Genomic DNA, 21253 nt, shown 5'->3' on the forward strand with positions numbered 1-21253 from the left:
TGGCAGAGGGCTTTGCCGCGTTCTAGCGTGGCCGCATGATCGAGCTCGAGGGCCTGACGAAGCGGTACGGCGAGAAAGTGGCGGTCAACGATCTGACGTGCACCGTCAGACCGGGCATCGTCACGGGCTTCCTCGGGCCCAACGGCGCCGGCAAGTCCACCACCATGCGGATGATGCTGGGCCTGGACCGGCCGTCGGCCGGGGACGTGCGGATCGACGGGCAGCACTACGACCGGCTCAAGGACCCTCTGAAGTACATCGGCGCCCTGCTGGACGCCAAGGCCATGCACGGCGGGCGCAGCGCGTTCAACCATCTGCTGTGTCTGGCGCAGAGCAACGGCATCCCCCGCGGCCGGGTGCACGAGGTGCTGGACACCGTCGGTCTGACGGCGGTGGCGGGGAAGAAGGCGAAGGGGTTCTCGCTGGGCATGGGCCAGCGGCTGGGCATCGCGGGGGCGCTGCTCGGCGACCCGCGGATCCTGATGTTCGACGAGCCGGTCAACGGGCTCGACCCCGAGGGCATCCACTGGATCCGCAACCTGATGAAGACGCTGGCCGCGCAGGGGCGGACGGTGTTCGTCTCCTCGCATCTGATGAGCGAGATGGCGCTGACGGCCGACCATCTGGTGGTCATCGGGCAGGGCCGGCTGCTCGCCGACACCTCGATGGCCGACTTCATCGCGCAGAACTCGCGGTCGTACGTGCGGGTGCGCACCCCCGAGCGCGAGCGGCTGCTCGACGTGCTGCACGCGGCCGGGACCACCGTCGTGCAGGCCGGCGACGGGGCGCTGGAGGTGGACGACGGCAAGCCCGAGCACATCGGGGAGCTGGCCGCGCGCCACCAGGTCGTACTGCACGAGCTGAGTCCCCAGCGGGCCTCGCTGGAGGAGGCGTTCATGCAGCTGACCGCCGAGTCGGTGGAGTACCACGCGCACTCGGACGCGCCGCCGCAGCAGCGGTGGGGCGACGACCGGACGAGGAGCTGACGATGGCGGCGACCCAGGTCATCCGGTCCGAGTGGACCAAGATCCGGTCGGTGGCGTCCACCGTGTGGACGCTCTCCCTTTCGGTGATCGTCACCGTCGCCCTCGGCATGCTGATCTCGGCACTGTCGAACAGCGACTTCGACGACATGAGCCGCAACGACCGGCTCTCCTTCGACCCGACGTTCATCAGCTTCGCCGGGATGGGCCTGGGTCAGCTGGCGATGATCGTGTTCGGGGTGCTGGTCGTGTCGAACGAGTACAGCACGGGGATGATCCGCACCTCGCTGGCCGCGGTGCCGCAGCGCGGGGCGTTCATGTTCAGCAAGATCGTCGTGGCGGGCGGACTGGCGCTGGCGGTCGGCCTCGTCACCAGCTTCGTCACGTTCTTCCTGGGACAGGCCATGCTCGGCTCGCACCGGGCGGAGATCGGGGACAGCGGGGTGCTGCGCGCGGTGATCGGCGGCGGCCTGTACATGACGCTGATCGCCCTGTTCTCGATGGGCGTGGCGACGATGCTGCGCTCGCCGATGCTCTCGCTCGGCATCCTGATGCCGTTCTTCTTCCTGATCTCCAACATCCTCGGCAACGTCTCCGCGACGAAGAAGATCGGCCAGTACCTGCCCGACCAGGCCGGCAGCAAGATCATGCGGGTGGTGACGCCGATCGACGACGACACCCCCTACGGGCCGTGGGGCGGCTTCGCGATCATGGCGCTGTGGGTGGCGGCCGCGCTGGCGGGCGGGTACCTGCTGCTCAAGAGACGCGACGCCTGACCCGGGCGCACGCCGGCATGGGGGGCGGGCGGTCTCCGACGCGGGACGGCGCCCGGACCGGTACCGCGCCCGGCACGAGGGGGCGGGTCACGGCACGAGGGGGCGGGTCACGCTTCGGCCTTTGCTTTGATTTGAGCGGAACCGTCAGCGCCCCGATATCCTCCTAACCCTTACGGGGGCGTGTGCCCTGCTGTCCTGATCCTTTCGATGGGTGCGGAGCATGATCGAAGCAGTCGGCCTGACCAAGCGCTACGGCGACAAGACCGCTGTTCACAACCTTTCCTTCCAGGTACGGCCCGGCGCCGTGACGGGCTTCCTCGGCCCGAACGGCTCGGGCAAGTCGACGACCATGCGGATGATCCTCGGCCTGGACAACCCGACGGCGGGCACGGTGACGATCGGCGGCTACCCGTACCGCAAGCTGCCCAACGCGGCCCGCCAGGTGGGCGCGCTGCTCGACGCCAAGGCGGTGCACGGCGGCCGGCACGCCCGCAACCACCTGCTGTGCCTGGCCCAGCTGTCCGGCATCCCGGCCCGCCGGGTCGACGAGGTGCTCGGCGTTGTCGGCCTCCAGGACGTGGCCAAAAAGCGCTCCAAGGGTTTCTCCCTGGGCATGGGCCAGCGGCTCGGCATCGCGGCCGCGCTGCTCGGCGATCCGCAGGTGCTGCTCTTCGACGAGCCGGTCAACGGCCTCGACCCCGAGGGCATCCTCTGGGTGCGCAACCTGATGAAGTCGCTGGCCGCCGAGGGCCGCACCGTGTTCGTCTCCTCGCACCTGATGAGCGAGATGGCGCTGACGGCGGACCACCTGATCGTCATCGGGCGCGGGCAGCTGCTGTCCGACATGAGCGTGACGGACTTCATCTCGGCCAACTCCGCCGACTTCGCCCGGGTACGCACCCCGCACACCGACCCGCCGCTGCGCGAGAAGCTGGCCTCGGCGCTGACCGAGGCGGGCGGCAATGTGCTCCCCGAGCCGGACGGAGCGCTGCGGGTGACGGGTCTGCCGCTGCCCCGCATCAGCGACATCGCCCACGACTGCGACGTCCGGCTGTGGGAGCTGTCGCCGCACCAGGCCTCGCTGGAGGAGGCGTACATGCGGATGACGCAGGGCGCCGTCGACTACCGCTCGACCATCGACCAGAAGGCCGGGCTCCAGCAGCCGCTGCCGCCCGGCGTCCAGCCGCCGATGCCGGTGCCGGGCCAGGGCCAGCCGGGCTGGTACGCCCCGCCGCCCCCGCAGCAGGGCTACGCGCCCCCGCAGCCCGCGCAGACGCCTCCGGCGGCCTCCTACGGGGCGTACGGCGCCCCCGGAGCGCCCGGGGCGGCTCCCGGGCCCGGCGGGGCCAACCCGTACGCGGCGCCCGCCCAGCCGCCCGTCCAGGCCCCGGCGCAGCCGGCCGCGGCGCCGGCCCCCGCCCCGGCGCAGCCCTCCGCCGCCACTCCTGCCCCTGCCTCCTCCCCCGCCCCCGACGCAGCCCAGACCAAGTCCGAGGACGCCCGATGAGCACCCCGCAGCACCAGCCGCCGCAGGCCGCGCCCGCCTGGCAGGCGCCCGGCCCCTCGTACGCCCAGGCCGGCCCCGGCTACACCTCGCCGATCCCCGTCGTGCGCACCCACCTCGGGCACGCCGTCGCCTCCGAGTGGACCAAGATCCGGTCGGTGCGCTCCACCATGTGGACGCTGGGCGTGTTCGTGCTGCTCGTCGTCGGCATCGGCCTGCTGGCCGGCGCGCTGGTCGCCGCGAACGCCTCGGAGAGCGACCTCTCGGACGAGACGGCCCTGCCGTTCGGGTTCTTCGGGCTCCTCCTGGGCAGCATGTGCGTCATCACGCTGGGCGTGCTGACCACGGCCTCGGAGTACGGCACCGGCATGATCCGCACGACCATGGTGGCCTGCCCCTCGCGCGGGCGGGTCCTCGCGGCGAAGGCCGTCGTGTTCTTCACCGTCGCCTTCACGGTGACGCTTGTGTCGTCCGGCCTCGTCGCCCTGATGCACGTGGGCATGCTGGGCGAAGCCCGGCAGCCGACGGGCGGGGAGTGGCTGAAGGCGACGGTGGGCGTGTCCCTCTACGTCGCGCTGCTCGGCCTGCTGTCGCTTGCCGTCGGCTCGATCATCCGGCACTCCGCGGGCGCGATCACCATCATGATCGGCCTCCTGCTGGCCCCGCTGGTCATCGCGATCTTCATGTTCTCGTCCTCGCTGGAGGACCTGCGCCAGGCCCTGTTCGAGTACTCGATCCCGAACCAGATGGGCGTCTTCTACGCGACCTCGCTCAGCGAGAGCGGACCGAGCGGCTGGGACCCGCTGTGGATCGCGCTGGGCGTGACCGCCGCCGCGCTCGGCGCCGCCTTCGCCCTGCTGGAGAAGCGGGACGTCTGATCCGCCGCGAGGCCGCCCGCTGCGCGCGCGGCCGGGGCTAGAACCTCGGCGCGTTACGGGACCGCTGCACCCCCGGGGTGCGGCGGTCCCGTGCGTTCCAGCACGCCTTGTGCCAGTGCCGGCGGTCGTCGACGCCCGCGTGCTCGGGCCAGGCGACGACGTGCGGGACGCCGTCGGGGATCAGCTGGTCGCAGCCGGGGCACCGGTAGGCCTTGCCCTGCGCGCTCGAACCCGCCACATGGCGCACGCTCCACCGCTCGCCCTGCCAGGCCTCCGCCGACTGCCAGCCGCCGTAACGGCCCGCGCCGTCGTCCTCGGCGCTCCGGCCGGACGAGTTCTCACCCTTGGGTCGGTTGCGGCGCGGGGACACGGGACACCTCACGGGGCTCTGCGGGAAGCGGGTTCGGCGTCCAGCGTACGCGGCCCGGACGGGGGCGCCCGTAGATCGGCCGCCCCTGCAAGTCACCCTGCCGGACGGCGCATTCTGCAGACAATCCGGAAATCTCTCCGCCAGGCCGTGTCCTCGGCACGTGTCGGACGGTTATGCCCGGTGGGGGAGCTCCGCGTCGGAGCCAAGGAAGCAGGAATGTCCATGCGTGTCGGAAGTTTCGTGTTGGGAGCCCAGTTCCCCGGCCAGGGCCAGGGCGAGGCGCTGCACCGCGCCGTCCGCTCGGCCGAGGTCGCCGAGGAGGCGGGCCTGGACTCGGTCTGGCTGGCCGAGCACCACTTCGTGCCGTACGGCACGTGTCCGTCGGCGGTCACGCTCGCCGCGCTGCTGCTGGGCCGCACACGGCGCATCCGGGTCGGCACGGCGGTCAGCGTACTGCCCACCGTCCATCCCGTGGCCCTCGGCGAACAGGCCGCCCTGCTGCACCTGACGAGCGGCGGCCGCTTCTCGCTGGGCGTGGGCCGCGGCGGCCCGTGGGTCGACCTGGAGGTCTTCGGCGCCGGGCTGCGCGCGTACGAGCAGGGGTTCCCGGAATCACTCGATCTGCTGGTGCGCTGGCTGCGCGAGCCCTCGGTGGGAGCGGACGGCGAGCGGTTCCGCTTCCGCGAGGTCCCTGTCGTGCCCCGGCCGTCGGAGGCCCTGACCGACACGGCGGGACCGGAGGTCGTCGTGGCGTGCACCTCCCCGGCGAGCGTGCGGCTGGCCGCCGAGCGCGGGCTGCCGATGCTGCTCGGCATGCACGTCGGGGACGAGGAGAAGGCCGAGATGGTCGCGCAGTGGCGGCGCTGCGCGCGCGCCGCCGGCCGCTCGGGGGACGAGATCCGGGGCGCGGCGCATGTGTCGGCGGGCGTCTGCCAGATCGCGGACCGGCGCACGGACGCGGTGGAGACGCTGGTGAAGGCGATGCCGGGCTGGCTCAAGCAGGGCCTGGACGCGCATGTGACGGTGGACGGCCGAGCCCGCAGCATGCGGGACCCGGTGGCGTACACCGAACTGCTCTGCGGGCTGCACCCGGTGGGCACCCCGCGGTTGTGCGCCGACCGCCTCGCGGCGACCAGCGAACGGACCGGCATCTCGCGCTTCGCGCTGCTCGTCGAGGGCTCCGGCGACCTCGCGGCCACGGAGGAGAACGTACGGCGGCTGGGCTCGGAGGTGCTCCCCCACCTCCGGTGAACAGCCCAGCCGACCCTGAGGCCTGCCGCTCCCGTGTCTGTGGAACCTCCCGCGTCAGGAGCGGCAAGCGACAGCGTCACCGGTTCAGCAGTCCCGGAATTCCGGGGACTGGTTCAGCACCTGGCTGCGGACCGAGGTGAAGCGGCCGAGCTTCTCGTCGACCGCGGGGTCCAACGGGAACACCGCCACCCGGTGGCAGTTCTGGAAGGCCAGCCGCACACCGAAGTGCCGTTGCAGCGCACCGCGTATGGCGTCACTCGCGAGCGCGCGCAGCAACTGCCCGCGTGCCTGCTCGTCCGGCGGGGGCGTCTGGTTGTCGGCGAAGTCCGCGCCGTCCACCTTCAGCTGGGCCACCAGGGAGCTGACCATCTCCCATGCGTAGGGCAGGGAGGTCCGGACGCAGTCGACGAATTGTGCTTCGTCGACCTCGCCTCGCTCGGCCTGTTCGAGTAGGGCCGGTGAGACGTCGAGCGACATGGGTACTCCTCTCGCACCCCCGGAACAGCAGGGGTTGCCGGACAGGGACGGGAGTCCGCATGCCGAAACACCGCACACGCTGAGTACACGCATCGCGACCTCCCGTTCACTACGGTAGGCAACGGACGGTGACCGCACCAGGAGAATGGGCACATAGGGAACCCCGGTTGGGCACACAATCGGCCACTGTCGAGTGCCCGCCGAAGGATCTTTTTCCAGGGCGAATCGCTTGGGGGCGGGGGCGTCGGATAGCGTTGCGCCCCATGCGTCTCGTCATCGCCCGGTGCTCCGTCGACTACGCCGGCCGGCTCACCGCCCATCTCCCTTCCGCCCCCCGCCTCATTCTGGTGAAGGCGGACGGCAGCGTCTCGATCCATGCGGACGACCGCGCCTACAAGCCCCTGAACTGGATGTCGCCGCCCTGCACGCTCAAGGAGGGCGCGGGCGACGAGGAGGGCGTGTGGACCGTCGTCAACAAGGGCGGCGAGAAGCTCATCATCACGATGGAGGAGATCCTCCACGACTCGTCGCACGAACTGGGCGTCGATCCCGGCCTGATCAAGGACGGCGTGGAAGCGCACCTCCAGGAGCTGCTCGCCGACCGCATCGAGACCCTCGGCGAGGGCTACACCCTCATCCGCCGCGAGTACATGACGGCCATCGGACCGGTCGACATCCTGTGCCGGGACGCGGCGGGGCAGACCGTCGCGGTGGAGATCAAGCGGCGCGGCGAGATCGACGGCGTCGAGCAACTCACCCGCTACCTGGAGCTGTTGAACCGCGATCCGCATCTCGCGCCGGTGCGGGGCGTCTTCGCGGCCCAGGAGATCAAGCCCCAGGCCCGAGTCCTGGCCACGGACCGCGGCATCGGCTGCACGGTCCTCGACTACAACGCCCTGCGCGGCATCGAGGACGACAAGCTGCGTCTGTTCTGAACACGGCCGCGCGGTCCGGACCGACCGCGTGCGCGACGATCGGCAACGGGCCGGTTCCCTTGCGGAACCGGCCCGTTCCCGTGTGTCCGCGTATGCGCCCTAGAGCACCTCGTCCGGCGAGGCGGGCGGGCCGGCGTCCGCGGCGGGCGCGGCGGAGGTGAGGGAACTGCCGGGCGCGGACGACATCGAGCTGCCCGCCGAGTTCGAGGTGTCGCCGGTCGGCGTCCCGGTGGGCTCCTCGGTGTCCGACTCGGACGGGTCCGGGGAAGCGGACGAGCTCGACGACGCCGACTGCGAGGGCGTCGTCGAGGGCCCGGTGCTGCGGCTCGGCGACGTGGAGGGCCTGGGCGTGCTCGACGGCGAGCTGCCGTGCCCGGGACCGCCGGGCGAACCGCTGGCGTCCGGGGACGGGTCGGCCGGTCCCGTGGGCGAGGGGTCGTCCGTGGTGCCCATCGTGCCGTCCGGGCCGGGGTCGGTCGGCCTGCTGGTCGCCTCGCCGGTGTCGGAGGACGATCCGGCGTCGCCGTCGCCGGGAGTGTCGCCGTTCGGGTCGTCGCCGTTCTGCCCGGAGTCGGCGGTCGGGTTGACGCCCACCCGGTCGGAGGGGTTGTGGGCGTCGTTGTCGGAGGTCGCGCCCAGCGTCACCACCGTGCCGAGGACGGCGACGAGCAGCGCGCCCGCGCCGGCCGCGACGAGGTTGCGCCGGGCCAGGCCCCGCAGACCGCCGCGCTGGTGCTTGGCCGGCCCGGCGGGCCGGGCGGGCGGTTCGCGGCGGGCGACGAGGGTTACCGCCTCCGGCGTGAAGGACGGGAGGGCCGCCTGGACGGCGCGCGGCGCGGGCGCCGACTCCTCGTGGCGGGCCTCGGGCTTCTCCTCGTCCGCGGCCACCGGCGGGGCCGTCGTCGGCAGGCCGGGTATGTCGCCGGAGGCGTCGGCGACCAGGGCGAGGGCGCGCCGGCCGGCCACGGTGCCGCGCTTGTCGGAGATGACCCCGCGCAGCGCGAGGGAGGCCTCCAGCTCGGAGCGGGCGCGGTCGAGGTCGCCGGTGCACAGGGCGAGGACGCCCAGTTCGTGGTGGAAGTAGGCGCGGTCGGCGGACTCGCCGGCCAGCCTGGCGGCTTCGGCGCCCTCGTGCAGGGCGCTCGCCCAGGCCCGCCAGTGCAGGCCCGCGGCGAAGGCGGGGGCTGCGGTGCGGGCGAGCCGGACCGCGGTGGCCTCCTCGCCCTCTTCGGGGCGGGTGGTGGCGGGAACGAGGGCGGTGAGCGCGGCGAGCACCGCGTCGGCCTCGGCGCACACCCGCTCGGGGGTGACCGAGGGGTGTCCGGCCCACCAGGCGTAGTGCTGGGCGGCGGCCAGGACGCGGGCCTCGACGTCGTCGGCGTATCCGGCGGCCTCCAGCTGGGTCCGCACGCCGACGGCGAGGCGGTAGCGGGTGCCGACCGGGGAGACGAGTCCGCAGGCGGCCAGTTCGCCGAGGGCCGCGTCGGCGTGGGTGTCGCCGACCAGGGCGGGCAGGTGCGCCTGGTGCGGGACCTCGCCGCCGAGGGCGACGGCGAAGCGCAGGGTGGCGCGGGCGGAGGCGCTCAGGCGGGCGGCGAGCAGCGGCGCGGGCGCGGCCGCCTCGCCGAGGGAGGGCAGGGGTATCTCCTCCGCCTCGCACGCCCCGGCGGCGGCCTCGGCCGGTGCGGGGAGCGGCCGGGCGTCCTCGAAGACGCCGAAGGCGTCGACCGCGTCGGCGTCGGCGCGCAGCCGGTCGCGCTGCCGGAGCAGGGCGCCGGCCTGCACGAACCGCAGCGGCAGGCCCTCGGACTCGAACCAGAGGTCCCCGGCCCAGTTGGCCTCCTCCTCGGTGAGGACGCGGCCGACGGCCTGCTCGATGACCTCGACGCCGCCGGCGCGGTCGAGTCCGGCGAGGGCGACCTCCTCGACGGCGGACTCCGCGGAGGGCGCGGGGGCGTCCGGGGCGGCGCCGAGCAGGAAGGCGCACTCGGGCGTCGCGTCGAGCAGTTCGTCGAGGGCGGCGCCGCCGAGGTCGATGTCGTCGACGACGACGACCGCGCCGATCTCGCGGACGAGGTCGCGCAGCTCGTCATCGCCGGGGCGGTGCCGGGGGGCGTCGTGGACGGCGTGGAAGAGGTCGCGCAGCAGGTCGGAGGCGGTGCGGCCGAACCCGCAGAGGCGGACGACGCCGTCGGGGGCGAGGTCCTCGCAGTCCTCGGCGACGAGGTCGAGGAGGCTGGTGCGGCCGGAGCCGGGGGCGCCGGTGACCCGGACGGAGCGGCCGCGGGCGAGCAGGCGGACCAGTTGTTCGCGTTCGTCCTGGCGGCCCTGGAGCGGCCACGGGGTGCGGGCCGGCCCCGCGGGGGCAGGCGGCCGGGCGGCGCGCTCGGTCTCGGCGCGCTGCTCGGGCGTGCGCTTGCCGGGTGGTCCGCCGTCCTGCTCGCCGGGCGGACGGCGTTCCATCTCGCTGCCGTCCACCGGGTTGACGGTGAGGAGGTGTTCGCCGACGACGAGTCGCACGGTGCGGGCCTGGGCCGGCTGGTGCTGGCCGAAGTCGGGTGTGAGGGGGTCCCGGGAAGGGCGTGGGCGCGGCGCTTTCCCGTCGCCGTCCTGCCCGTACTCCTCGGGTCCCCGCGGGTTCGGGTCCATAGGTTCGAGCCCCCCAAAAGCGTCGTGTGGCGGTAGCCCCTCCCGGCCTTGCTGCACACTGCGCTGTCGCTTCTGGTCCGGTGCCCGCTCGAGGCTGAGAGCGGCGGGCAGACGAACCGTAAACCTTCGCACAGTATCCGCGACAGCCCGGGGTACCGCCCCGCCCGAAGCGTCACGGTCTTGTGAGGATTGCGCCCGTCGCACGATTCCCGTGCAGGCCACGGCCCTCGTGGGTCACACCCGGGGCAGCGACTCCACGCCGATGCCGCCCTCGATGGCGAGGATGCGGTGCAACCGGGTGGCCACCAGGAGGCGTTGCATCTGCGGGGGTACGCCGCGCAGCACCAGCCGCCGGCCGCAGCGGCCCGCCCGTCGGTGGACGCCCATGATGACGCCGAGTCCGGTGGCGTCCCAGGAATCCAGTTCGGACAGGTCGAGCACCAGGTCGCCGACTCCGTCGTCGACGGCCGTGTGCAGGGCCGTACGGGCGTCCGCCGCGCTGCGGACGTCGAGACGGCCCCCGACGACCAGCTCGACGTGGTCGCCCCTGATGTGCATAGCGCTCCCCTAAGCGTGCGTCTCGTGCTCCGCGGTGTGATGTCCGGTGGTGCGTTGCATCCTCTGACTGCGTGAAGCGGCCGGAGGTTGCCGTCTGTGAGCGAACCGATACCGAATTCACCCGCAGGGGTGAGGCCCGTGGGGCCCGTGCGGTGTGCGCCTGTAGAAGCCCTGCCCGCTCACGCGTCCGATGTCACCGGCGTTCAGCCATCCGGCGCAGCCGTTCCGGCCGCCCGTCCGGTCGAGTCCCGGCCGAGGGTCCGGCCGACCGTCCGGTTGTCCGTCCGGTTGTCCGTCCCTGTACCTGTCCGTGTGCCTCTGGGCCGGAGATTAGCGGTCGCGAGGCGCTGTGTGACCGGTTAGTAACGCGTTTCACGTCTCAGGGCGTGAGACGCCGGTCACGTCGTCAAATCCTGCCCGATTCCCACCGATTGGCCCTGAAGTGACCCCGTGGTCGGCGCAGTGACGAACGGAACGGAACGCGTCCGCGGAGACGGACTAGATTGACGGCATGGTCAATCTGACGCGTATCTACACCAGGACCGGCGACCAGGGCACCACGGCCCTCGGCGACATGAGCAGGGTCGCCAAGACCGATCTGCGGATCTCCGCGTACGCGGACGCCAACGAGGCGAACGCGGTGATCGGCACGGCGCTCGCCCTGGGCGGGCTCGACGAGGAACTCGTCGCGGTCCTCACCCGCGTCCAGAACGACCTCTTCGACGTCGGCGCGGACCTGTCGACGCCGGTGACGGAGAACCCCGGGTTCCCGCCGCTGCGGGTGGAGCAGTTCTACGTCGACCGGCTGGAGGCGGACTGCGACCGCTTCAACGAGCGGCTGGAGAAGCTGCGCTCGTTCATCCTTCCCGGCGGCTCGCCGGGCGCGGCCCTGCTGCACCAGGCCTGCACGGTCGTGCGGCGCGCCGAACGCTCCACCTGGGCGGCGCTGGAGGTGCACGGCGAGGCGATGAACCCGCTGACCGCGACCTACCTCAACCGCCTCTCGGACCTCCTGTTCATCCTGGCCCGCACCGCCAACAAGGCCACCGGCGACGTCCTGTGGGTGCCGGGCGGCGAACGCTGACCACGGCGCCCGTCACGGCCCCGGCGGGCGGGCGGCGGGCCCCTGTCCCAGGTTGGCCGGTTCCCGATCCGGCTCGCCCTGCGGCCGCTTCTTCGGGAAGAGGGTGTAGCTCGCGGCGATGACGACATTGACGCCGACGACGAACAGCATCCGCTGCTGCCACGCCCGCAGCGAGCCGGTCGCGCCCTCGCCGCCGACGTACCAGACGGCCGCCTGGAGCAGGGCGACGGCGGTCAGCGCGGCGACGGTCCAGCGCCCGGCGACCTTCCACTCGTGCACGGCGCGGGCCGTGCCGTACCGGGGCGGGCGCACGGGCGGCGGACCGCCGGCGAAGCGGTGGGCCACCCGGGCGTCGACCCACCGGATCGTGGAGTGGCCCAGGCCCACGGTGAAGCCGATGTAGACGGCGGCGAGGCCGTGCCGCCAGTCCGGCTCGGCCCCGTTCCTGAGGTCGACCGCGGTCACGGCGAACAGCACGACCTCCAGCAGCGGCTCGCACAGCAGCAGCGCCAGCCCCAGCCTCGGCATGCGGAACACGTACCGGCAGGCCAGTCCGGCGGCCAGCAGCACCCAGAAGGCCGCCTCGCAGGCGACGATCAGCGCGACGATCACGGTCGGCTCCTCTCCGTCCCTCCCAGGCTGCCGCCGCCGCGGCCCGCGTTCGTCGTCGCCGATGACGAACCGGCGGTACATCGAAAGATGCAGTCCCGGACCGTCCCCGGGGGGCAGGCGCCCGGCGCGGAGGGCGTGTTGGATGGAGGGCATGCCCGCCCGACGACTCCCCCGACCGCACCGGTTCGACGTGCTCCTCGCGGCCGGCGGACTGCTCGGCGGGCTGCTCCTGGTGGCCGCCGGACTGGGCACCCGCAGGTCCGACGACCCGATCACCGTCTTCGACGGCCCCTGGCCGGTGCTCGTGCCGCTCACCGTGATGGCCGGCTGCGAACTGCTGCGCCGGACGGCCCCGCGCACGGCTCTGGCCGTCGCCGGCGTCACGGTCACCGCGGACCTCGTGACCCAGGGCAACGTGTCCACGATCCTGATGTTCACCGACGTCGTGTACGCGGCCGTCCTGTACGGCCCGCTCGCCTCCGCCCGCCGCATCCAGTGGATCACCGCTCTGCTCACGGTGGCGGGGACCGTGGTGCCGTTCGCGGTGTGGCGGGTGCCGGAGGCGCTGCTGATCGGCGTGATCGTGGGCGTCGTCGCCTACGGGCCGGCCGCCACCGGCTGGATCGTGCGCGATCACCGTGACGCCGCCGAGGCCGCCCGGCTGCGCGCCGAGCAGACCGCGCTGCTCGCCGAGGCGGACCGCGCCCAGGCGGTCACGGCCGAGCGGGCGCGGATGGCGCGGGAGTTGCACGACATGGTCGCCAACCACCTCTCCGCGATCGCCATCCACTCGACGGCCGCCCTGTCCCTCGACGATCCGGACACCTCCCGCCGGTCCCTGGCCGTCATCCGGGAGAACAGCGTCGAGGGGCTGGCGGAGATGCGGCGGCTGATCGGCATCCTGCGCGACGGCAGCGGGGACCGCGAGCCGGCCGCCGCCCCCACCCTCGACGGACTGCGCGCGCTGGTCGACGGCGCCCGCGCCAACGGGCTCGACGTCAGCCTCGACGCCGACCACGGCACACTCCCCACGCCCGTCGAGTTCGCCGCCTACCGCATCGTCCAGGAGTCGCTCACCAACGCCCTCAAGCACGCGCGCCCCGGACGGGTCACCGTCCGGCTGGTCCAGCGCGACGGCGCGCTCGACCTGCGGGTCCTCAGCCCCTACGGTCACCGGGACGGGCCCCGCGCCCCCGGATCGGGCGCCGGGCTCGTCGGCATGCGCGAGCGGACGGCGCTGCTGGGCGGCACGTTCGCCGCCGGACCGCAGGGCCCGCGCTGGAGCGTGCACGCCGTTCTTCCCCTGGTCGATGGAGAGTCCGCATGAGCGCCGCCATCCGGGTCCTGGTCGCCGAGGACCAGTCCGCGGTCCGCGCGGGACTGGTCCTCATCCTGCGCAGCGCGCCCGACATCGAGGTGGTCGGCGAGGCCGCGGACGGCGAGGAGGCGGTGCGGCTGGCCCGGGAGCTGCTTCCCGACCTGGTGCTGATGGACGTTCAGATGCCGCGCCTGGACGGGGTGTCGGCGACCCGGGCGGTGGTCGGCGAGGGCCTCGCCGACGTGCTGGTGCTGACCACCTTCGACCTCGACGAGTACGTCTTCGGCGCGCTGCGGGCGGGAGCGTCCGGGTTCCTGCTGAAGGACACCGAGGCGAGGGATCTGCTCACCGCGGTCCGCACGGTGGCGGCCGGGGACGGCCTGATCGCCCCGGCCGTGACCCGCCGTCTCATCGCCGAGTTCGCCGCGCGGCCGGCCCGGGCGCCCGCGGCCGATCCCGCCGTGCTCGACCCGCTGACCCGGCGCGAGCGCGAGGTCCTGGCCTGTCTGGGCCGGGGGCTGTCCAATGCGGGGATCGCCGGGCGCCTGGACATGGCGGAGGCGACGGTGAAGACCCATGTGAGCCGGCTGCTGGGCAAGCTGGGGCTGCGCAGCCGGGTGCAGGCGGCGGTGCTGGCCCAGGAGCTGGGCGTCGAGCCGGGCCTCGACTGACGTCCGGGGTCTGCGGCCGGGAGGCGTTTCGGGGGCGGGCAGAGGTTTATCCCGTGCATTGGTCCAGACCTATTGACCCGTGGTCCAGACCTTTCTATTCTCGCGGCACCGTGGGTGTGAAGGCTCAGTCACGCCCCCCAACTCCCCCCGAGGAGGCGCAGGATGCGCTTCAGACACAGAGCCGCGGCAGGGTTCGCGACGCTGTTGCTCCCGCTGGCAGGCCTGGTCGGTCTCACCGGCCCCGCCCAGGCGGCGGCAGACTCATCGGCGGCCTCCGCCACCTACGCGAAGGCCTCCGACTGGGGCACCGGCTTCGAGGGCAGGTGGACGGTGAAGAACACCGGCACCACCGCCATCAGCTCCTGGACGATCGAGTGGGACTTCCCCTCCGGCACGTCCGTCACCTCCGCCTGGGACGCCGACGTCACGTCCTCCGGCCTCCACTGGACCGCCAAGAACAAGTCCTGGAACGGCTCCCTCGCCCCCGGCGCCTCGGTCAGCTTCGGCTTCAACGGCGCGGGCGCCGGCTCCCCGTCCAACTGCAAGCTCAACGGCGGCAGCTGCGACGGCACGAGCGTCCCGGGCGACGCCCCGCCGTCCGCCCCCGGCACCCCGACCGCGTCCTCCGTCACCGACACCTCGGTGAAGCTGGCCTGGTCGGCCGCGACCGACGACAAGGGCGTCAAGAACTACGACGTCCTGCGCGACGGCGCCAAGGTCGCCACGGTGACGACGACCTCGTACACCGACACCGGCCTCACCGCCGGCACCGACTACTCCTACACCGTCCGGGCCCGCGACACCGCCGACCAGACCGGCCCGGCCGGCGGCGCGGTCGCCGTCCACACCACCGGCGGCGGCACCACTCCCCCGACCACCGGCGACAAGGTCAAGCTCGGCTACTTCACCGAGTGGGGCATCTACGGCCGCAACTACAACGTCAAGAACCTGGTGACGTCCGGCTCGGCCGCCAAGATCACGCACATCAACTACGCCTTCGGCAACGTCACCAACGGCCAGTGCGCGATCGGCGACTCCTTCGCCGACTACGACAAGGCCTTCACCGCCGACCAGTCCGTCAGCGGCGTCGCCGACACCTGGGACCAGCCGCTGCGCGGCAACTTCAACCAGCTGCGCCAGCTGAAGGCCAAGTACCCGCACATCAAGGTGCTCTGGTCCTTCGGCGGCTGGACCTGGTCCGGCGGCTTCGCCCAGGCCGCGGCCAACCCCGCCGCGTTCGCGCAGTCCTGTTACAACCTGGTCGAGGACCCGCGCTGGGCCGACGTCTTCGACGGCATCGACATCGACTGGGAGTACCCCAACTCCTGCGGCCTGTCCTGCGACACCAGCGGCCCCGCGGCCTACAAGAACCTGATGCAGGCCCTGCGCGCCAAATTCGGCACGGGCAACCTGGTCACCGCCGCGACCACCGCCGACGGCTCCACCGGAGGCAAGATCGACGCCGCCGACTACGCGGGCGCCGCGCAGTACGTCAACTGGTACAACGTGATGACGTACGACTTCTTCGGCGCCTGGGCCGCCCAGGGCCCGACCGCTCCGCACTCGCCGCTCACCTCGTACAGCGGCATCCCGACGGCCGGGTTCACCACGGCCGACGCGATGGCCAAGTTCAAGGCGAAGGGCGTGCCCGCGAGCAAGCTGCTCATCGGCATCGGCTTCTACGGACGGGGCTGGACCGGCGTCACCCAGGACGCCCCCGGCGGCACGGCCACCGGCCCGGCGGCCGGCACCTACGAGCAGGGCATCGAGGACTACAAGGTCCTCAAGACGTCCTGCCCGGCCACCGGCACCATCGCCGGCACGGCGTATGCGAAGTGCGGCAGCAACTGGTGGTCCTACGACACCCCGGCCACCATCGCCACGAAGATGACCTGGGCCAAGAACCAGGGCCTGGGCGGTGCGTTCTTCTGGGAGTTCAGCGGCGACACCGGCAACGGAGAGCTGGTGAACGCCATCAGCAACGGACTGAACTGACGAAGTGCGTATGACCGCCTGACCGAATGACCGAACGACTTCGCCCTCTCCCGGACCTCTTCCGGGGGAGGGCGAACGCGGTCAGGCCACGTTCACCCGCTGGCCGGGCGGGGCCGCCTCCAGCCAGGCGAGGAAACCGGTCAACGCGTCCTCGCTCATGGCGAGTTCGAGACGGGTCCCGCGGTGCACGCAGACGAGGACGACGGCGTCGGACAGCAGCGCCAGCTCCTCCTCGCCGTCGGGAAGCCGGCGGCCGGCCACCTCGATCGAGCCGCGCTCCAGGACCCGGCGCGGACGGTAGGCGTAGGAGAAGACCCGGTACCACTCGATGCGGTCGCCGTTGTAGCGGGCGACGCCGTAGCTCCAGCCCTTGCCGCTCGTGTCCGCTTCCTCAAAGACGTCCCAGCGCAGCGAACAGTCGAAGGTGCCGCCGGATCGCTGGATGAGTCTGCGGCGCAGGCCGAAGACGAACAACCCCAGCACCACCAGGGCCACGACGATTCCGCACACAGTCAGAGCGAGGACCATCGACACCGACCTCCTCGTCTCCTAGGTACCGAAATAGGTAACGGAACGGAAAAAACATCCAGATCTGCCTCAGCCGCGGTCGGCGCCGGATTGCTCCGGTACCGACCGCGGCTGAGTGACGTCATGCGGCTGTGCCCTGGGTCAGCGCGAGGCCGCCGCACGCAGTCGTACGTCCGCGCGACGCTCGGCGGCGGCGTCGCCCTCCGCCTTCGCGCGCTCCAGCTCCCGCTCCACGCGCTGGACGTCGATCTCGTCCGACAGCTCGGCGATCTCGGCCAGCAGCGACAGCTTGTCGTCGGCGAACGAGATGAAACCGCCGTGCACCGCGGCGACGACCGTTCCACCGTCACTCGTACGGATGGTCACCGGGCCCGACTCCAGCACACCGAGCAGCGGCTGGTGACCGGGCATGACGCCGATGTCGCCGGACGTGGTGCGCGCGACGACCAGGGTGGCCTCGCCGGACCAGACCTCTCGGTCGGCCGCAACCAGCGCGACGTGCAGCTCAGCAGCCAAGGTGGCTCCTCGGGTCACCACCCGGCGGATTCTGCCGGGTGTTGGTTACAAGTCTAAGGGGCGTGCGTGAGGGGGCGGGACGCGCCCGCCCCCTCAGGCGTGAGCCGTGGGGCTCACTGCGAACTCAGGGAGTTCAGGAGACGCCCAGCTCCTTGGCGTTGGCCTTCAGGTCCTCGATGCCACCGCACAGGAAGAACGCCTGCTCCGGGAAGTGGTCGTACTCGCCGTCGATGATCGCGTTGAACGCGGTGATCGACTCGTCCAGCGGGACGTCCGACCCGTCGACGCCGGTGAACTGCTTGGCGACGTGGGTGTTCTGGGACAGGAAGCGCTCGACGCGACGGGCGCGGTGGACGGTGAGCTTGTCCTCCTCGCCCAGCTCGTCGATGCCGAGGATCGCGATGATGTCCTGAAGGTCCTTGTACTTCTGCAGGACCGTCTTGACGCGCATCGCGGTGTTGTAGTGGTCCGCCGCGATGTAGCGGGGGTCCAGGATCCGGGACGTGGAGTCCAGCGGGTCCACGGCCGGGTAGATGCCCTTCTCCGAGATCGGACGGGAGAGAACCGTCGTCGCGTCGAGGTGGGCGAAGGTGGTGGCCGGGGCCGGGTCGGTCAGGTCGTCCGCGGGGACGTAGATCGCCTGCATCGAGGTGATCGAGTGACCACGGGTCGAGGTGATGCGCTCCTGGAGGAGACCCATCTCGTCGGCCAGGTTCGGCTGGTAGCCCACCGCGGAGGGCATACGGCCGAGCAGGGTCGACACCTCGGAACCGGCCTGCGTGAAGCGGAAGATGTTGTCGATGAAGAACAGCACGTCCTGCTTCTGCACATCGCGGAAGTACTCCGCCATGGTCAGACCGGCCAGGGCTACGCGCAGACGGGTGCCCGGGGGCTCGTCCATCTGGCCGAAGACGAGGGCGGTCTTGTCGATGACGCCCGAGTCGGCCATCTCCTCGATGAGGTCGTTGCCCTCACGGGTGCGCTCACCGACGCCGGCGAACACGGAGACACCGTCGTGATTGTTGGCGACGCGGTAGATCATCTCCTGGATGAGCACCGTCTTGCCGACGCCGGCACCGCCGAACAGACCGATCTTTCCACCCTTGACGTACGGGGTGAGAAGGTCGATGACCTTGACGCCGGTCTCGAACATCTCGGTCTTCGACTCGAGCTCGTCGAAGTTGGGGGCCTTGCGGTGGATGGACCAGCGCTCGCCCTCGTACTGCTCGTCGACGTTCAGCACCTCACCGAGGGTGTTGAACACCTTGCCCTTGGTGAAGTCGCCGACCGGGACGGTGATGCCCGTGCCGGTGTCGGTGACCGGGGCCTGGCGGACCAGACCGTCGGTGGGCTGCATCGAGATCGTGCGGACCAGGCCGTCACCCAGGTGCTGGGCGACCTCCAGGGTCAGCGTCTTCTTCTCGCCGGCGAGGGCCGGGTCGGCCACCTCGACGTGAAGGGCGTTGTAGATCTCCGGCATGGCGTCGACGGGGAATTCCACGTCGACGACCGGGCCGATGACCCGGGCGACGCGGCCCGTGGCAACGGCCGTCTCAACTGTCGTCGTCATTACCTGTCACTCCCCGCGGTCGCGTCGGCCAGGGCTGCGGAGCCACCGACGATCTCGCTGATTTCCTGGGTGATTTCGGCCTGGCGGGCCGCGTTGGCAAGGCGGGAGAGCGTCTCGATGAGCTCTCCTGCGTTGTCGGTGGCCGACTTCATCGCGCGCCGCGTGGCGGCGTGCTTCGAGGCTGCCGACTGGAGAAGCGCGTTGTACACGCGGCTCTCCACATAGCGCGGCAGCAGGGCGTCGAGGACGTCCTCCGCCGAGGGCTCGAAGTCGTACAGCGGAAGGATCTCGCCCTTGGGGGCTGTTTCCTCGGCCACCTCGTCGAGGCTGAGCGGCAGCAGACGGTCGCCGAGCGCCGTCTGCGTCATCATCGAGACGAACTCGGTGAAGACGATGTGGAGTTCGTCCACGCCGCCGTCAGCCGTGTCCTTCTCGATGGCCTCGATCAGCGGACCCGCGACCTTCTTCGCGTCCGCGTAGGTGGGCTCGTCGGTGAAGCCCGACCACGACTCCGCGACCTTGCGCTCGCGGAAGTTGTAGTGGGCCAGACCGCGGCGGCCGACGATGTACGTGTCGACCTCCTTGCCCTCCGCCTCGAGGCGCGCCGTCAGCTGCTCGGCGGCCTTGATCGCGTTGGAGTTGAAGGCGCCGGCCAGTCCGCGGTCGCTCGTGAGGAGCAGCACCGCGGCACGGGTCGCCGTCTCCGCCTCCGTGGTCAGCGGGTGCTTGGTGTTCGAACCGGTGCCGACCGCCGAGACCGCGCGGGTGAGCTCGGTCGCGTACGGCGCGGAGGCCGCCACCTTGCGCTGCGCCTTGACGACGCGCGAGGCGGCGATCATCTCCATCGCCTTGGTGATCTTCTTGGTCGCGGTGACGGATCGGATGCGACGCTTGTAGACCCGGAGCTGAGCTCCCATGAGTCAGGTCCCTTCCTTACGTCACTTGGCCGCGGCCGGGGCGTCCTCGCCGAGAAGCTTGCCGTCCGAGGTCTCGAACTGCTTCTTGAACTCGGCGATCGCGTCGGCAACAGCGGTGAGGGTGTCGTCCGACATCTTCGCGCCCTCCTTGATGGAGGTCATGAGGCCCTGCTCCTTGCGGTGCAGGTACTCCAGCAGCTCCTTCTCGAAGCGGCGGACGTCGGAGACCGGAACGTCGTCCATCTTGCCGGTGGTGCCGGCCCAGACGGAGACGACCTGGTCCTCGGTCGGCATGGGCTGGTACTGCGGCTGCTTGAGCAGCTCGACCAGGCGCTGTCCACGCTCCAGCTGCGACTTCGACGCGGCGTCCAGGTCGGAACCGAAGGCGGCGAACGCCTCCAGCTCGCGGTACTGGGCGAGGTCGAGGCGGAGCCGGCCCGAGACCTGGCGCATGGCCTTGTGCTGGGCGGAGCCACCGACGCGGGAGACCGAGATACCGACGTTCAGGGCCGGGCGCTGACCGGCGTTGAACAGGTCGGACTCCAGGAAGCACTGGCCGTCGGTGATGGAGATGACGTTGGTCGGGATGAACGCCGAGACGTCGTTGGCCTTCGTCTCGACGATCGGCAGACCGGTCATCGAGCCGGCGCCCAGCTCGTCCGAGAGCTTCGCGCAGCGCTCCAGCAGACGGGAGTGCAGGTAGAAGACGTCACCCGGGTAGGCCTCGCGGCCCGGCGGGCGGCGCAGCAGCAGGGACACGGCGCGGTAGGCGTCGGCCTGCTTCGAGAGGTCGTCGAAGATGATGAGGACGTGCTTGCCCTCGTACATCCACTGCTGGCCGATGGCCGAACCGGTGTACGGCGCCAGGTACTTGAAGCCGGCCGGGTCGGACGCCGGGGCGGCGACGATGGTCGTGTACTCCAGCGCGCCGGCCTCTTCGAGGGCGCCACGCACAGAGGCGATGGTCGAGCCCTTCTGGCCGATGGCGACGTAGACGCAGCGGACCTGCTTCTTCGGGTCGCCGGTGCGCCAGTTGTCGCGCTGGTTGATGATCGTGTCGACGGCCAGGGCGGTCTTGCCCGTCTGGCGGTCGCCGATGATCAGCTGACGCTGACCGCGGCCGATCGGGGTCATCGCGTCGACGGCCTTGTAGCCGGTCTCCATCGGCTCGTGCACCGACTTACGGGCCATGACACCGGGAGCCTGAAGCTCCAGGGCACGGCGGCCGGACGTCTCGATCTCGCCGAGGCCGTCGATCGGGTTGCCGAGCGGGTCGACGACACGGCCGAGGTAGCCCTCGCCGACGGCGACGGACAGGACCTCGCCGGTGCGGGTGACCGGCTGGCCCTCCTCGACGCCGTTGAACTCGCCGAGGATGACGGTACCGATCTCGCGCTCTTCGAGGTTGAGCGCGAGGCCGAGGGTGCCGTCCTCGAACCTCAGCAGTTCGTTGGCCATGGCCGAGGGGAGGCCCTCGACCTTCGCGATGCCGTCGCCGGCAAGGGTGACCGTACCGACCTCCTCGCGCGAGGCCGCGTCCGGCTTGTACGACTGGACAAAGTTCTCCAGCGCGTCCCGGATCTCCTCCGGCCGGATCGTGAGCTCCGCCATCTGGGTTCCCTGCTCTCCTTGTTGGGCCCGAAGTTTCACTTTGGGGGGAT

Annotated in this window: 20 protein-coding genes; 10 read left to right on the top strand and 10 right to left on the bottom strand. The window is 71.6% G+C overall.

The window, feature by feature from the left end; genetic code table 11:
- The first annotated feature begins 35 nt into the window (after positions 1-35).
- The 4 genes from ACGFSH_RS06410 to ACGFSH_RS06425 all read left to right on the top strand — a co-directional run bounded on the left by ACGFSH_RS06410 (position 36) and on the right by ACGFSH_RS06425 (position 4141).
- Positions 36-986, top strand: a complete 951-nt coding sequence (locus ACGFSH_RS06410) for an ABC transporter ATP-binding protein (protein ID WP_393345568.1) — start codon at positions 36-38, stop codon at positions 984-986.
- A gap of 2 nt (positions 987-988) precedes the next feature.
- Complete coding sequence (locus tag ACGFSH_RS06415) at positions 989-1759, top strand: ABC transporter permease (RefSeq protein ID WP_393345569.1); 771 nt, start codon at positions 989-991, stop codon at positions 1757-1759.
- 220 nt (positions 1760-1979) lie between these two features.
- Positions 1980-3266 (top strand): ABC transporter ATP-binding protein, encoded by a 1287-nt coding sequence (locus ACGFSH_RS06420; protein WP_393345571.1) that lies wholly within the window; start codon positions 1980-1982, stop codon positions 3264-3266.
- Complete coding sequence (locus tag ACGFSH_RS06425) at positions 3263-4141, top strand: ABC transporter permease (protein WP_393345573.1); 879 nt, start codon at positions 3263-3265, stop codon at positions 4139-4141. Before ACGFSH_RS06420 ends, ACGFSH_RS06425 begins: the two co-directional genes overlap by 4 nt.
- A gap of 37 nt (positions 4142-4178) precedes the next feature.
- Here ACGFSH_RS06425 and ACGFSH_RS06430 read toward each other — a convergent pair whose 3' ends face one another.
- Positions 4179-4511: an ATP/GTP-binding protein gene (locus tag ACGFSH_RS06430; RefSeq protein ID WP_393345575.1), complete on the bottom strand. Its 333-nt coding sequence runs from the start codon at positions 4509-4511 to the stop codon at positions 4179-4181.
- A 222-nt stretch (positions 4512-4733) separates the two neighbouring features.
- On the opposite strand from ACGFSH_RS06430, the gene ACGFSH_RS06435 reads away from it, so the two are divergent.
- Positions 4734-5762, top strand: coding sequence for an LLM class flavin-dependent oxidoreductase (locus ACGFSH_RS06435; RefSeq protein ID WP_393345577.1), 1029 nt, complete (start codon positions 4734-4736; stop codon positions 5760-5762).
- An 84-nt stretch (positions 5763-5846) separates the two neighbouring features.
- Here ACGFSH_RS06435 and ACGFSH_RS06440 read toward each other — a convergent pair whose 3' ends face one another.
- On the bottom strand, positions 5847-6239 hold the full coding sequence (locus tag ACGFSH_RS06440) for an SCO5389 family protein (RefSeq protein ID WP_329413658.1): 393 nt from the start codon (positions 6237-6239) through the stop codon (positions 5847-5849).
- A gap of 263 nt (positions 6240-6502) precedes the next feature.
- On the opposite strand from ACGFSH_RS06440, the gene nucS reads away from it, so the two are divergent.
- The gene (nucS, locus tag ACGFSH_RS06445; protein WP_329413657.1) at positions 6503-7174 is read left to right on the top strand and encodes an endonuclease NucS; all 672 of its coding nucleotides are present in this window, start codon (positions 6503-6505) and stop codon (positions 7172-7174) included.
- A gap of 99 nt (positions 7175-7273) precedes the next feature.
- On the opposite strand, the gene ACGFSH_RS06450 is transcribed toward nucS, so the two are convergent.
- Together ACGFSH_RS06450 and ACGFSH_RS06455 are read right to left on the bottom strand one after the other, a co-directional pair.
- Entirely contained in the window at positions 7274-9823 is a 2550-nt protein-coding gene (locus tag ACGFSH_RS06450) for an ATP-binding protein (protein WP_393345580.1), read from the bottom strand.
- Positions 9824-10057: 234 nt separating this feature from the next.
- Positions 10058-10381 carry an STAS domain-containing protein gene (locus ACGFSH_RS06455; protein ID WP_020131168.1) on the bottom strand — a complete coding sequence of 108 codons (324 nt, stop codon included), beginning with the start codon at positions 10379-10381 and terminating at the stop codon, positions 10058-10060.
- Positions 10382-10892: 511 nt separating this feature from the next.
- Here ACGFSH_RS06455 and ACGFSH_RS06460 point away from each other — a divergent pair.
- Complete coding sequence (locus ACGFSH_RS06460) at positions 10893-11465, top strand: cob(I)yrinic acid a,c-diamide adenosyltransferase (protein ID WP_329413655.1); 573 nt, start codon at positions 10893-10895, stop codon at positions 11463-11465.
- A 12-nt stretch (positions 11466-11477) separates the two neighbouring features.
- On the opposite strand, the gene ACGFSH_RS06465 is transcribed toward ACGFSH_RS06460, so the two are convergent.
- Positions 11478-12077: a hypothetical protein gene (locus ACGFSH_RS06465; protein ID WP_393345582.1), complete on the bottom strand. Its 600-nt coding sequence runs from the start codon at positions 12075-12077 to the stop codon at positions 11478-11480.
- Positions 12078-12228: 151 nt separating this feature from the next.
- Here ACGFSH_RS06465 and ACGFSH_RS06470 point away from each other — a divergent pair, with 151 nt between their 5' ends.
- From ACGFSH_RS06470 to ACGFSH_RS06480, 3 genes are all read left to right on the top strand, one after another.
- Positions 12229-13404: a sensor histidine kinase gene (locus ACGFSH_RS06470; protein ID WP_393345584.1), complete on the top strand. Its 1176-nt coding sequence runs from the start codon at positions 12229-12231 to the stop codon at positions 13402-13404.
- A complete protein-coding gene (locus ACGFSH_RS06475) occupies positions 13401-14066 on the top strand; it encodes a response regulator (RefSeq protein WP_393345586.1) in 666 nt (221 codons plus the stop codon). Before ACGFSH_RS06470 ends, ACGFSH_RS06475 begins: the two co-directional genes overlap by 4 nt.
- A gap of 162 nt (positions 14067-14228) precedes the next feature.
- Positions 14229-16061, top strand: coding sequence for a glycosyl hydrolase family 18 protein (locus tag ACGFSH_RS06480; protein WP_393345588.1), 1833 nt, complete (start codon positions 14229-14231; stop codon positions 16059-16061).
- Positions 16062-16142: 81 nt separating this feature from the next.
- Here the strand turns inward: ACGFSH_RS06480 and ACGFSH_RS06485 are convergent, their stop codons facing one another.
- From ACGFSH_RS06485 to atpA, 5 genes are all read right to left on the bottom strand, one after another.
- The gene (locus ACGFSH_RS06485; protein ID WP_393345590.1) at positions 16143-16589 is read right to left on the bottom strand and encodes a DUF2550 domain-containing protein; all 447 of its coding nucleotides are present in this window, start codon (positions 16587-16589) and stop codon (positions 16143-16145) included.
- A gap of 141 nt (positions 16590-16730) precedes the next feature.
- Positions 16731-17105, bottom strand: coding sequence for a F0F1 ATP synthase subunit epsilon (locus ACGFSH_RS06490; RefSeq protein ID WP_062642034.1), 375 nt, complete (start codon positions 17103-17105; stop codon positions 16731-16733).
- A 133-nt stretch (positions 17106-17238) separates the two neighbouring features.
- Entirely contained in the window at positions 17239-18675 is a 1437-nt protein-coding gene (gene atpD, locus ACGFSH_RS06495; protein ID WP_069769954.1) for a F0F1 ATP synthase subunit beta, read from the bottom strand.
- Positions 18675-19592 (bottom strand): F0F1 ATP synthase subunit gamma, encoded by a 918-nt coding sequence (locus tag ACGFSH_RS06500; protein ID WP_393345592.1) that lies wholly within the window; start codon positions 19590-19592, stop codon positions 18675-18677. Before ACGFSH_RS06500 ends, atpD begins: the two co-directional genes overlap by 1 nt.
- Before the next feature lie 21 nt (positions 19593-19613).
- Positions 19614-21203, bottom strand: a complete 1590-nt coding sequence (gene atpA, locus ACGFSH_RS06505) for a F0F1 ATP synthase subunit alpha (RefSeq protein ID WP_393345594.1) — start codon at positions 21201-21203, stop codon at positions 19614-19616.
- Positions 21204-21253: the final 50 nt, after the last annotated feature.

Origin of the sequence: Streptomyces sp. NPDC048481, assembly GCF_043200075.1 — a bacterium.
In the GTDB taxonomy this organism is placed as follows: Bacteria; Actinomycetota; Actinomycetes; order Streptomycetales; family Streptomycetaceae; genus Streptomyces.

Bases quoted from the DNA above. Each gene is read 5' to 3' on its own strand.
- ACGFSH_RS06470 (WP_393345584.1), top strand. From the start codon at position 12,229: ATGCCCGCCCGACGACTCCCCCGACCGCACCGGTTCGACGTGCTCCTC.
- ACGFSH_RS06485 (WP_393345590.1), bottom strand. From the start codon at position 16,589: ATGGTCCTCGCTCTGACTGTGTGCGGAATCGTCGTGGCCCTGGTGGTG.
- ACGFSH_RS06460 (WP_329413655.1), top strand. From the start codon at position 10,893: ATGGTCAATCTGACGCGTATCTACACCAGGACCGGCGACCAGGGCACC.
- ACGFSH_RS06450 (WP_393345580.1), bottom strand. From the start codon at position 9,823: ATGGACCCGAACCCGCGGGGACCCGAGGAGTACGGGCAGGACGGCGAC.
- nucS (WP_329413657.1), top strand. From the start codon at position 6,503: ATGCGTCTCGTCATCGCCCGGTGCTCCGTCGACTACGCCGGCCGGCTC.
- ACGFSH_RS06500 (WP_393345592.1), bottom strand. From the start codon at position 19,592: ATGGGAGCTCAGCTCCGGGTCTACAAGCGTCGCATCCGATCCGTCACC.
- ACGFSH_RS06425 (WP_393345573.1), top strand. From the start codon at position 3,263: ATGAGCACCCCGCAGCACCAGCCGCCGCAGGCCGCGCCCGCCTGGCAG.
- ACGFSH_RS06415 (WP_393345569.1), top strand. From the start codon at position 989: ATGGCGGCGACCCAGGTCATCCGGTCCGAGTGGACCAAGATCCGGTCG.
- atpA (WP_393345594.1), bottom strand. From the start codon at position 21,203: ATGGCGGAGCTCACGATCCGGCCGGAGGAGATCCGGGACGCGCTGGAG.
- ACGFSH_RS06480 (WP_393345588.1), top strand. From the start codon at position 14,229: ATGCGCTTCAGACACAGAGCCGCGGCAGGGTTCGCGACGCTGTTGCTC.
- atpD (WP_069769954.1), bottom strand. From the start codon at position 18,675: ATGACGACGACAGTTGAGACGGCCGTTGCCACGGGCCGCGTCGCCCGG.
- ACGFSH_RS06475 (WP_393345586.1), top strand. From the start codon at position 13,401: ATGAGCGCCGCCATCCGGGTCCTGGTCGCCGAGGACCAGTCCGCGGTC.
- ACGFSH_RS06440 (WP_329413658.1), bottom strand. From the start codon at position 6,239: ATGTCGCTCGACGTCTCACCGGCCCTACTCGAACAGGCCGAGCGAGGC.
- ACGFSH_RS06435 (WP_393345577.1), top strand. From the start codon at position 4,734: ATGCGTGTCGGAAGTTTCGTGTTGGGAGCCCAGTTCCCCGGCCAGGGC.
- ACGFSH_RS06410 (WP_393345568.1), top strand. From the start codon at position 36: ATGATCGAGCTCGAGGGCCTGACGAAGCGGTACGGCGAGAAAGTGGCG.
- ACGFSH_RS06455 (WP_020131168.1), bottom strand. From the start codon at position 10,381: ATGCACATCAGGGGCGACCACGTCGAGCTGGTCGTCGGGGGCCGTCTC.
- ACGFSH_RS06420 (WP_393345571.1), top strand. From the start codon at position 1,980: ATGATCGAAGCAGTCGGCCTGACCAAGCGCTACGGCGACAAGACCGCT.